Origin of the sequence: Parabacteroides sp. AF17-3, assembly GCF_003635445.1 — a bacterium.
Lineage (GTDB): Bacteria > Bacteroidota > Bacteroidia > Bacteroidales > Tannerellaceae > Parabacteroides > Parabacteroides goldsteinii.
In genome coordinates this window covers 1,349-13,510 of sequence record NZ_QTMM01000034.1, presented here as the reverse complement: position 1 = coordinate 13,510, position 12,162 = coordinate 1,349, and the positions used below count along the sequence as shown (strand labels likewise).

Here is a 12,162-nt window from a genome sequence, read left to right as displayed (position 1 = left end):
AATTCGCTTTCCGAACCGCAATGGGAGGCGATGTCGCCCAGTTCGATCATACCACCGTCGCGGATGATGATGGTGTGGACGTAAGGAGGCTCGGTGTAATAGGCTGTCAGGGCCACGCTTTCACCGTTGTAGAGTGTCAGCTTGGTCACCGTATACACGTAGGTACCGACCAGCGTATGGGCTTCGCCCCGGTTGAAGGTATAACGCTCGGTTCTCGGAACGGCTTCCTCCAACGGATAGTGGTAACCGGCGGGGGTGACGGTGTATTCGATCTCCCAGCGGTCATAAGTGATGTTGTTGAAACCGACCGGACGGATCTGGACGTAGACCGGTGTGCCTTTCACCACGCTTGTCGTAGTCAGATTATCCACATCGCGGAAGTCCTGAAGCTGGTTCGACGCCGTGGAGACCGACCATTGCAGGGCGCCGTGCGGACCGGGGCCGGGACCGGGGTCTTCGCAGTCTGTGATGACGATGGTGTGCCGGTAGGGCGAGTCGTTATAATCGTATGTCTCGACGATTTTGTTTCCATACAGGTCATACAATGTCAGTTTGGTGACAGTGTAGACATATGTGCCGATTTCCGTATGTGCTTCGCGGTTATTGAAATTATGACGTTCGGTCTTGACGGTTGGATTCATGCCATAATAATGTTCCGCCGGAGTCACGGAGTATTCAACATCCCAACGTTCAAAAGTGATGTCTTCATGTCCGATCGGGCGGATTTGTACAAAGACAGGAGTTCCATAATTCACGGACGTTGTTGTCTGGTCGTCCACGTCACGGAAGTTAGATTGCTCGTGAGTGGTGGTCGATACCGACCATTGCAAAGCCGGTATTTTAGCTATCGGCTTCGCCTGGATGATCACGGTGTGGGTACAGGTGGCGTTACGATAGATATAAGTGGCAACCTCTACCCCATCCTTGTAAAGGATCAGTTTGCTTACATTATAATAATAAGTTCCTTCCAGCGTATGAGCTTCCCCTTTGTTGAAATCGTAGCGAAGGGTTTTTGCGATAGATTCTTCCATCGGATAGTGGTAGTCTGCCGGCGTTGCGGTGTATTCGATGGACCAGCGGTCGTAATCTATGTAGTCAAGCTCTATCGGTCTGATCTGGACGTAAACGGGAGTTCCAACCATCACAGAAGTGGTAGAGTTGTTCTCCACATCGTTGAATTCGAATATCTCCGGAGTTGTTTTAGAGACTGACCATTGCAGCTTCAGGATAGAGTTGGGTTCCCACTGGGCGTACAGGTCGGTATTTTCTGTAATCGTGAAAGTCGCCCCGGGCTGGTATGCCGTACCTGTGCCATCAGCATTCGTCGTCCATCTCAGGAAAATATGGTTCGGACGAATGGGCAAGGCGGTTGCCGGATAGGTGGCGACGGTTACTTTTCCCTCATCATATGAATGCTTATAGGTTTTGTCGGGCTCGAAGTTTGAATGATAGGTTACTTCCAAGGCATTTTCTTTCCATATGGCTTTATACATCGCATTCTTCGTCACGGCGGCCGAGCTGACCCAATCTTTTTCTTCCGTATCATCCGTTACCCATTTAACGAACATCTTACCTTCGGGATGCACCAATTTGTCCGGGGTTGTTGGGGGACTGGATACTTTACCTCCGTTATTGATAACCTTGTAATAATAGGAGGTCTTGCCATCTTCCTGGTTGTAATAATCAGCACCGGCGTAGGTATTGGCCTCCAGACCTGTCCAGTTTCCGCCATTGGCATTAAAACGTACCCAGAGAATTTCGACAGCGCCCGAATCCGAAAAGCCATCACTGGTCGTAATACGAGGATTGCCGTTCTGGTCTTTGCCCATCAGTTCACTCAAAGTAGAGTTATCGACAGTATCATCGGCAAGACCACTTGGCTGTATGTCGGCCAGGCTCTTGTCATTCGGCAGGATCGGTATCGTTTTAATAACACCGTAAAAAGCATCGTTCGCAGTATCCCATCTCGGATCGCCAGCCTTTTTGTCGCCGTAGGCGATAGGTTTAGGATCGGCTACGCCAAAGATATCTTCCAATGATTCTCCGATAACATTATTACCGGTTTTTGATGACCATGAAGAAGAAGTGATTGCCGGATAAATATCAGGATACCCTCCCGAATAGCTATAAGAACTCACATTCCCACTGATAATATTATTCTTTAATGCAGCTTTACCACTGCCATATACAGAAATACCTCCTCCTGCATTTCCGGAAGAGGCAGTTCCTTTCAAAGCATTATTCTTGATAACTGTGTTATTTTCGAAAACAGCCGTCGCTTTGGTATCGACTTCTACTGCACCACCTCCGTCCATGCCATCGGCTAAAATCGAACCTTTTCGCTGTTCCCCCCTTGCCACATTTCCATAAAACGTATTATTCTTCACCTGCGCATTCAGCAGATATTGGCCGACAAGAGCAATCGCACCGCCCTCATCGAAAGCGGTATTCTCTATAAACGTACTATTTGTTATTTCGACTGCCGGTCTGTTCGGATAACTTCCTCCTCCATTATGCACATAAAAATAGAGAGCACCTCCATCGGCAGTGTTCCCCAGTTCGCCATAAGAGTCTATCTCATTTCCAACAAACTCACAATTATCAACTATAAACTTCTCAGGATAAGCATCTTTCAATGAGATAACACCACCACCGGCAGCGCCATCTTTTACAGCTGTATTATTCGTATTCTTGTAGAAACGGCTATTCTTAAAGGAAATAAGATCGGCCACATTCACTGTTATATAAATAATCGCTGAGGCATTCGCCCAGGCACCTTTGGCATAATTATAAGCGAATGTACAGTTTTCCACTTCATAAGAAGTACTTCCCCTCGTATAAATAACAGATCCACCATTATACGAATTTGTTATACCTAAAGAGATAAACGATGATTCCTTGATTGTTACTTTCTTGGAAGAAACATTTACGCCGGCTCCCGGTGGTCTCATTTTAGAAAAAAGACAATTAATTATCTTTAATTCTCCAGGGAAACTACCAGTTACTCCTCCTCCAATATTCGAAGCATCCGGATTCCAGTCTTTTGGAAATTCTCCACCTACTAATTCCGAGTCTTTTACTAATCCGGTAAGAGTCAGGTTTTGAATAGTCAATGTTCCCTCTCCTGATCCGTTGGCTGTAAAATGCTGTTTGTTTAAAGCAGCTTTCAGGGTTTGATTTGCCCCGTCAATAGTGATCTTTGCAGACGAATTGATTGTCAGATCAATAGAAGAAGCCTGCGTGTCAAAGTCCTCCACAAAATCCGCAGTCAGCACAAACACACTATTCTCAGTAGCAGTACTGACTTTCGTTTTTAACTCTGCTACCGTATTCACATCAACCGACGTTTGGGCTATTGCAGGCAACGTCGCCCATAATACCAACTGAAATAGAACATGTACGATCTTTTTCATAATACATTTACTCATAATTCTAATAAAATAAAGTTCAAAATATCTTCATCCCAAAATCAAAAGGGAATCATTTCCACTCTCTACCGACAGTTAAAAACCATTATCAAATCGAGGCAAATTTATAAATTAAGAACTGAATTGAGCATTAATTTTAATACATTAACGCGGCTTTGAAATACAATGGCAGCATGCTTTACATATCCACCATTTATGTTTACAAAAAGAACGAAGCAGCCATGACAACAGGCTCGCAAATTCAACATATTTAACACATCTACATAAAATGTCGCTTATAAAAACAAAAGAGACTGCCCCTTTCGAAACAGTCTCTTCCAACAATGTATTTATTATAGACTTAAAACGTCACATCTATCCCTCCCATAAATACCGCTTTCGGCATCGGATAACCTTCGTTAATAGAATATCGTGTAGCTGTCAGATTCTCTCCTTTCACAAACAGTTTCAATCCTTTAGCCTGCGAACCGAAACGGTAAGAAGCACGGGCATTCAATACGGTATAATCTTCTTTCTTATTTTTATCCGGTGTATTTCCAACAGTCGTATACAAATCGAAAATAGACTGCACACTCAGGTTAAAAGTAAAGCGGCCGGGCATATAAGTGGCACTGGCATAAAATTTATGAGCCGGAGCAGCCACTATAGCTTTATTCGTATACAGATAACTATAATTCATATCCAGATTCAAGTTGTTTAAGATCTGATATCCAGTCTCAAACTCAATCCCTTTATTATAAAAGCGCCCGATATTCGACATCTGACGATCCACTACAGAGATCATATCTTTCCCTTCAATATAAAAAGCCGTCAGTTCAGCATGCAAACGATTGTCCCAAAAGTACTGCCCCACAGACAGTTCATAACTCAGCATACTTTCCGGTTTCAAATCCGGATTCGCCTTTGAATAAGGGAGATAGGATATATACAACTCACGCAGTGTCGGACTTCTATATCCTTTCGAAAAAGAACCCTTGATCGTATTACCCTGAAACGGACGAATCGCAAAACCAGCCTGTGGAACCCATTCGCCTCCATAAGCGCTACTATGTTCGTAACGTACGCCGGCATTCAGACTCAAAATATCGAAAAGATCCTGCTGCATGATTGCATAACCGGCTACTTCATTGACCGATTTCTTAACAATTTCTCCGACCGGGCCGTTAATCGTATCATTCCAGGCATGCCCTCCCCAATTCTTATAATCGACACCAGCGGTAAATGTATTTCCCTCCACTAAACGGAAAGACTGGTATAATTGAACACCGGTATTATGATCATCCGAATAAAACAGGAATGAGCGCGGGTCGGCATTAACGGCATGGCCGTCATTTATCTTATGGTGTCCCCAGTTATAGAAAACACGTAATGCTCCGCTAGACTTCTCATGATGGTTCTCCAAAGCGAAAGATGTTGTTCCACGAAGAATATGCATGATATGATCCAGCAACGGACTGGTAATCGCACCCGGATCTTCCGTATTATATTTAGCTAAGCTCAAATTTCCGGTTACTTTATATTGGTTATTGATCCGATATCCCAAATTAGCAAAACCATTTGTAATATCAAATTTGGAATCAGGCCGGTGACCATCTGAACGGTCGTGATTCACAGAAACGAAACTACTGAAATTTCCGATATTATAGCCATTATTAATCATGTACTTCTGCGTATTGTACGAACCAAACATAACACGTGCCTGCGTACGACGGCCTTCCTGTTTATGCTGGCGGGTGATAATGTTGACTACTCCTCCCATCGCATTTGAACCGTATAATAACGAACCCGGTCCACGGATCACCTCAACCCGTTCAATATCAGAAGCCACATATGTATCAGGCAACGAATGTCCAAAAACACCAGCCCATTGCGGCTGTCCGTCAAACAACATCAACACTTTATTCCCTTGACCTACTCCACGAATATTTACCGTACCGGCCGACCCGTTTGAAACACCAAATCCGGTAATCCCCTTTTCCGTTACAAACAATCCGGGAACACGCTCCGATAACACCGGTAACAAAGCCGACTCACTGCTAGCCTCTATCTGATCCCGGTCTATCACTGAAATAGTAAGGGGAACACTATTCCGGTTTACCTGTATCTTATTTGCAGAAATCACTACACCCTGCAAATTGATCAGACTATCTATTCCCAACGGCTCAATCGGTTCGACCGGATCAACCGGCCCGGAGGCAAAGACTGCCGAACCCGCCAGCAGTCCTGAAATAAGTAAAAATCCTTTCTTCATCATTTATTCTTGTATAAGATTTGTCATCTGTTTCCCCATCTAAGGTAACACCTATTTAAATAATCGTGTTACCAAACCGGCAAAAAATAGACTTAATCCGCCCGGCTCATCACCAATTTACCATGTTTAATTCCCTTTATAGCAGTCAGTTTATCGGCCAATTCCGTCAAACGGTGAGCCGTGCCCATCACAGTTTCGATGTGCAGACAAAAATGCTGATTGATATAATACTGGGAAGACGAGAGTATCACGTCCTGATAGTCTTGCTCGATACCGACAATCTTGGAAGCTATCGCTTTCTTCTCCTGGTCGTACATTATAATAATAGTACCGGCAACGATATGGTTACACTGCCATTTCCTTTCGGCCACGTTCTTTTCTATCAGGAACCGGATGGCCTGCGAACGATTGGCGAAGCCATTTTCGTCCACATACTTATCCAACGATTCCAACAGATTCTCTTCCAGAGAGACACCAAAACGTTTTATAGCCATATAGTGTTTATTTATTTCAAGCGGTAAAGATATATATTTTCTTACCGGTACAAAAGTAGTACGATAATAAAGATATAACATTATACAAATTACGGTAATTTGTACCTATATTACAGATTTATTAACCGCCAATACAGGCACGTTTATAAACATTATTCATTAAAAAAATTATGGAACTGAACAAAGAAAAAAACAAAACGACCATCTCTGTCAACCTGAAACGACGACAGGGAACAGACAACAACCGGGAAACCGCTTTGTACCTGCAAGTGATTTACCGCCGTAAAGTCAGACAAATAAGTCTCCCATACAAACTGCATGAAGATGAATGGGATGAAAACAGACAACTGGCAATAGTTCCCCCAGGATGCCTTCCTGAGCGGTATCTTTATCTGATGGAGATAAACCAAAAAACCAGTGAAGAAAAACAGCGTATGCAAACAGTTATTACCCGGCTTCCGAAAAATAAGGAAATAACAGCCGATATGATCATAGAAAGTTATAAGGCACTTCTCAGGGGGAATACCTTTATCGCTTATATCGAACAAATCATTAAACAATTTGCGGCAGAAGACAGAAATGCCAGTGTAAGGCATTACCGAAGCCTGCATAACAGTTTTCTTAAATACCTGCCGACAGAGAATATCCTACTGAACGATATCGACGAAGAGCTGATAAAAAAATATGAATCATGGCTGATCGAAAGAAAATTGCATCCCAATACGGTTTCTTTTTACATGCGCAACCTGAAAGCGCTCTGGAACCGTGCCGTTAATGACGGAATTATCGAAGCACGTCCCTCACCATTCAGGCATATTAATACCGGTATAGGGAAAAGCACCAAAAGAGCAGTAGACAAGAATGTAATACTCAGCATAGAAAAGCTGGACAGCAAAAAACTATCTGAAAAGGTAATCCTTGCCCGTCTCTACTTTCTTTTTTGCTACTACGCACAAGGTATGGCATTTATCGACCTGGCACACCTGACCGACAAAAATATTCAAGGCGACTACCTGATCTATACACGACATAAAACAGGGGAAAAAATACGTATCAAACTACTGCCCGTCATGAAAAAGATCATCCGGTATGTCCGGCAGAACAAAGAAGGATTTTTATTTCCCATATTATCCGGACCAGATGCTTCATACAGAGAATACGAAAAGAAACTTCGTCTTTACAATGGTGAACTGAAAAAACTGGGGTTACTGGTCAATGCACATCTTTCTTCATATGTTGCACGTCATTCATGGGCTACACATGTAAAAAATCTGGGAGTTCCCGACAATCTCATTTCAGAAGGGATGGGACATACCTCAGTAAAAACGACACATATTTATATCGACTTTACCAAATGTAACATGCTTGATCTGATCAATAAGAAATTGATTACGGGAAAAAGCAGAAAAATCAAGGGTATCTGAAAATAATTCTATAACGGGAAATCTGTCTCTTGGTAAGAGACGGGAAGACACTTTTATTAATTATTAAAACGATACAAAAGTAGTAACATTTTCTAACACAACAAATCTTTTATGATGTTTTTTGACGTAAAAAGCTTATAGTATTCAACGAATATAAGAATACTATTACACATATTTTAAGAAATTGCCAAAGAATACAAATCTTTCGACTTAGTTGTTTTTACTTTTTTTTCTGGTTGCACAAAGAGCATTAATCTACTTATTATCAACACCTTGATTCGTGTTTTAGCAATGTTTAGCTCTTTTTCAAAGCCTCATTTTCCACACCGGACTCCTGCAATCCATCATTTTCATTGTATCTATCACATTCAAATCCAACAAAATAGAAAACAGTAAAAGAGATTTATCGAACATCAATTTTACCCTGTACGAATACACTATAACCTTTCAAATGTTTTACAACTTGTTTTGCTGGTTTTATGAAATCAAACTCAAATCTCTGTTTTTTGAGTCAAATCATACTTTCTTCCCGTCTCTTACCAAGAGACAGAACCGGAAAATACGATATTGTAATATAGGGTATATGCGAAGAAAATTCCACTTCCTATTGTTTTTGCTCATTGGTTTACCAGTTTTTGTTGCCGGACAACAGACTGCATTAAAAACCAATGCTCTCTTTTGGGCAACAACAACTCCCAATATCGGAGTTGAAGTGGGTATTTCCCACAACATAACCATTGAATTATGGGGAGCATACAACGCCTGGAAATATCCGGATGACATGAAGCTGAATTTATACCTTTTGCAGCCGGAAGCCCGTTATTGGTTCTGCCGTAAATTCGAAGGACACTTCATCGGCATGCATGGTCATTACGGTCATTTCAATATCGGGCAGATCCCCTTCATCTCAGGGCTAAAAGAATATACATTACGTGGCGATCTCTATGGAGGAGGCGTAAGCTATGGCTATCACTGGGCATTCGGCGAACGCTGGGGGATTGAAGCAATGATCGGGGCAGGTTATGCTTACATGAAATATGACAAACTGCGCTGTGCCGAATGCGGCGAACGCGAAGGCAGTTACACCCGCACCTACTTTGGTCCCACCCGCATCGGTATTTCATTCATCTATTTCTTACGTTAATATTTCCGGCTTATGAGACGACAGATATATACATTAATATTAATACTGGGTGTTATGCTTTTATTTCCCCTGTCTGGAACCGCGGCAACAAAAGGTATCCGTATCGTGCCGCGCTCCGCCTGGGTGAAAAACGACAGCCTGCATCTTTCTATCCTAATGGACCTGGAAGATGTACAGGTGAATACGTATACAGCCGTTACTTTTACACCGGTATTAAAAAACAAACAAAGTACGCTTGAACTTCCGGCCGTCATACTGACAGGCGGAAGCCGCCACCGGTTCGACAGACGCGAACAGGCCTTGCAGACAAACAAAAGCCGACAGGCCGTTCCTTTCCTGACAATCATTGAAAACCGGCATACTGCCGGTAGTAAAAAAGTAGATTATCTGGTCACGGTTCCCTATGCTGCCTGGATGCAACAGTCGTCTTTATTATTACGTCAGGATTTAAAAGATTGCTGCGATACACAAACATTAGGCATCGACACACTAAGATACCGGTTGCCTTTCGCATCGGCGCTTCACACAGAAACAGCCACCGTCACAAAGGAGCAGAATGAAAATAAAGCAATAACGAAACGCGTACTTCCCCATACAGTCCGTCCTGCAAAAACCGATAATCACGCTACGGCCGTTCTTCCCGCTCCTCAACATATTGAAAAAATAGTATGGAGCAATTCCGATCTCGACCTCTACATTCCGATGGTTTCTTTCCTCACTCCCGATCTCACAGGGTCTGACAAGCACCATACGGAAAGTGCCATACTCTATATCGACTACCCACTGGGAAAAGACGAGATATATCCGGACTACAAAGACAACAGGAAAGAAATCGATAAAATAGACCGTATCCTCTCGCCGCTTTCCAACAATCGCTTCTCCACTTTCGAGCGGATACAGGTACGGGGCTACTCCTCGCCCGACGGTCCTTATGGGGAAAACGAACGTCTGGCACAGGCACGCTCACGGTTGTTTGCCGGCTATATCCGCGACGCTTACGACCTGCCGCGCCACCGCATTGAAGTATCGTCGGTAGCCGAAGACTGGGAAGGTCTGAAAGAGCTGTTGCAGCAGACCCAACCGCCCTATGCCGATGCGGTACTCCGCATCATCAGGAAATACGGCATCTTCAACGGTCGCGAAAAACAACTGATGGACCTGCAGGGAGGAATGCCTTACAAAGATATGCTGCGCCGTTTCTTCCCGAAACTGCGCCGTATCGAAGTTGTGGTAGAATACAATATTAATGAGATAGACCACCAGGATGCCTCCGAACTGATCTATACCCATCCCGACCTGTTGAGCCTGGAAGAGATGTACGAAACGGCACGCTACTACCGTCCCGGCACCGACCAGTACCGCGAGGTTTACGAGATAGCCGCCTTCCATTTCCCTGACGATGTAACGGCCAATGTCAACGCCGCCTCTGCCGTGATGCTGACAGGCGACCTGATCTCGGCCTGGAATTACCTGCGGAAAGTGGAAGCCGATCCCCGTGCCTGGAACAATATGGGCGTGCTCACCCTGATGGAAGGTAATCCCGAAGGTGCAGCCCTTTGGTTCCGCAAAGCGGTAGGCATAGAACCGCGGAAAGCAAGAAGAAATTTACAAATCGCGGAGAGAATGTATAAATGAGCATGCAACGGTTCATACATATTATCCGGGGGATTACTGTCGATTGTACTGACAGCCTGTTCGTTTGGCGACGAGCCTGCCATCTGCCCGTACAACACGCGCCTCGAATACTGGTATGCCGGAAGCGGTACACAAAATATGCTGCCTACCTATGTAGACAACCTCCGCCAATACCTGTTCGATGCCGACGGGCAGCTGCTCTCCGAAATCACCCTCAGGGGCGACAGCATAAGCGGATGGCAGGGAGAACTGAAAGACGGCACCTATACCTTCGTCCTTTGGGGAAATCTGGGAGGAACAAACGAACAAATCATAACGACAAAAAGCAATATGAATATAAACGAAATGACACTAAGCGCCGAGCAGCAAGGTATCCCGCCGGGTTACCGCGGCAACACCGACCGGCTTTACTACGGCACCGCAACCGTCGAAGTAAAGAACGGAGCCGCCCAACGCCGGCGGATATACCTGTCGCACGCCCATGCCGCCATGACCGTTACTGTCCGCTGGATGACCGACGAACCGGCAGACGGTATTTTCCGGATGCGGCTGAAAGGTATTCCGGCCCTCTACAGCTTCAACGGCAGCGAAGCAAATCCCGTACCCTCGGGCGACGGCACTTATTCCTTACCTTATATAGGCAACAAGATCGCCTATCATGAAACCCGTGCCGCCATGAACTACGAGGGAGAAGTGATCGGCGAATTCGTCACCTTCCGCTACACCTCCTCCACCCATCAGTTATGGAGCCTCTGGCGCGACGGAGAGCAGATTGTCAAGGATATCGACCTGAACCTGTTTTTCAACAAACTGCCTATGGATATGGATACAAACATGGAACAGGAGTTCGATCTGCTGGTCACGGTGTATGAGAATAAGATCGTTGTAACACAGGCCACGGCATCCGACTGGGATGAAGGGGGAGCGATTGGATAATTGAAAGTTACCGTAATATTAAAAATATAGTGAAATGAAAAAGATTAATTACATGATGTTATCCTGTTTGTTCGTACTGCTGGGGAGCTGTACGGAAGAGGTACAACAAAAAGGTGAACAACCTGCACCGGAGGGCGGAAGCGATGCCATTACACGGCAGGAAGTGACGCTCAGTTTAAAAAACAAACTGGTACTCGACCGGGAGAAAACCAAAGGAGAAACAATCGCTTCCGCCGAAGAGAATGCCATCTCGGCCCTCGATGTATATGTGTTCGCTTCCGAAACGGAAAACGGCGATTACTCTTTCATGGAACGGTTCGCCTACCGCAACACTCCAGACGCTGTCCTACCTGCCGGAGCTTCGGAATTACAACTGACGCCGACCGATGCCGACGCCAAAGAAACAACCGGCCTACTGAAAGTGAAGAAAGGACTGTTCGTCAAACTATATTGCATTGCCAACAACACGACACTGGTCGACCCTGCACACGAAGGCCAGCCGGTAGACGATGCGGCATTCGTCCCGCTCGAACTCTCTACTACCGACGATAATAAAACAACAGTAAAGACGCCCGGTGCTCCGCTGGAAACAACCTTCGCCACCTGGCATACACATCTGCTGACAAGCACGGTTCAGGCCGATACGCTGGCTACACCCCTGGCCATGACAGGCGCACTCACACCTCCGCTCGACCTGACCGATTTCGGCAGCGCGGCACGCGTTCAGGCCGGAATACCCCTCACACGACTCGTCGCACGCTATGATATTATCAATGAAGCGGGAAGTTCCCGCTTCACCATCGAGACAGTCTCGATGGGCAACGCACGACGCGGCTCGGACTTATTTCCA

General features: G+C 45.1%; 7 protein-coding genes and 1 pseudogene. 5 read left to right on the top strand and 3 right to left on the bottom strand.

Translation table 11 applies throughout. The annotated features are described in order from the left end of the window. From DWW91_RS27205 to nikR, 3 genes are all read right to left on the bottom strand, one after another. Positions 1-3,413, bottom strand: a 3,413-nt coding sequence (locus tag DWW91_RS27205) for an InlB B-repeat-containing protein (RefSeq protein ID WP_122329418.1), incomplete at its 3' end; no start/stop codon positions are given. A gap of 355 nt (positions 3,414-3,768) precedes the next feature. After that, complete coding sequence (locus DWW91_RS27200) at positions 3,769-5,679, bottom strand: TonB-dependent siderophore receptor (RefSeq protein ID WP_122329419.1); 1,911 nt, start codon at positions 5,677-5,679, stop codon at positions 3,769-3,771. Between the two features lie 92 nt (positions 5,680-5,771). Then, positions 5,772-6,173 (bottom strand): nickel-responsive transcriptional regulator NikR, encoded by a 402-nt coding sequence (gene nikR / locus DWW91_RS27195; RefSeq protein ID WP_007652978.1) that lies wholly within the window; start codon positions 6,171-6,173, stop codon positions 5,772-5,774. A gap of 170 nt (positions 6,174-6,343) precedes the next feature. Between nikR and DWW91_RS27190 the strand changes: the two genes are divergently transcribed. From DWW91_RS27190 to DWW91_RS27945, 5 genes and pseudogenes are all read left to right on the top strand, one after another. Beyond that, complete coding sequence (locus tag DWW91_RS27190) at positions 6,344-7,597, top strand: site-specific integrase (protein WP_122329417.1); 1,254 nt, start codon at positions 6,344-6,346, stop codon at positions 7,595-7,597. A 583-nt stretch (positions 7,598-8,180) separates the two neighbouring features. Then, entirely contained in the window at positions 8,181-8,741 is a 561-nt protein-coding gene (locus DWW91_RS27185; RefSeq protein ID WP_044245647.1) for a DUF3575 domain-containing protein, read from the top strand. A 12-nt stretch (positions 8,742-8,753) separates the two neighbouring features. Then, on the top strand, positions 8,754-10,376 hold the full coding sequence (locus DWW91_RS27180; RefSeq protein WP_122329416.1) for a DUF3868 domain-containing protein: 1,623 nt from the start codon (positions 8,754-8,756) through the stop codon (positions 10,374-10,376). A gap of 138 nt (positions 10,377-10,514) precedes the next feature. Beyond that, complete coding sequence (locus DWW91_RS27175) at positions 10,515-11,312, top strand: FimB/Mfa2 family fimbrial subunit (protein ID WP_233584593.1); 798 nt, start codon at positions 10,515-10,517, stop codon at positions 11,310-11,312. 34 nt (positions 11,313-11,346) lie between these two features. Further along, positions 11,347-12,162, top strand: a pseudogene (locus DWW91_RS27945) (hypothetical protein); the annotation flags it as partial.

Excerpts from the sequence above, each read along its gene's own strand:
- DWW91_RS27200 (WP_122329419.1), bottom strand. The coding sequence starts at position 5,679 with ATGAAGAAAGGATTTTTACTTATTTCAGGACTGCTGGCGGGTTCGGCA.
- nikR (WP_007652978.1), bottom strand. The coding sequence starts at position 6,173 with ATGGCTATAAAACGTTTTGGTGTCTCTCTGGAAGAGAATCTGTTGGAA.
- DWW91_RS27190 (WP_122329417.1), top strand. The coding sequence starts at position 6,344 with ATGGAACTGAACAAAGAAAAAAACAAAACGACCATCTCTGTCAACCTG.
- DWW91_RS27185 (WP_044245647.1), top strand. The coding sequence starts at position 8,181 with ATGCGAAGAAAATTCCACTTCCTATTGTTTTTGCTCATTGGTTTACCA.
- DWW91_RS27180 (WP_122329416.1), top strand. The coding sequence starts at position 8,754 with ATGAGACGACAGATATATACATTAATATTAATACTGGGTGTTATGCTT.
- DWW91_RS27175 (WP_233584593.1), top strand. The coding sequence starts at position 10,515 with ATGCTGCCTACCTATGTAGACAACCTCCGCCAATACCTGTTCGATGCC.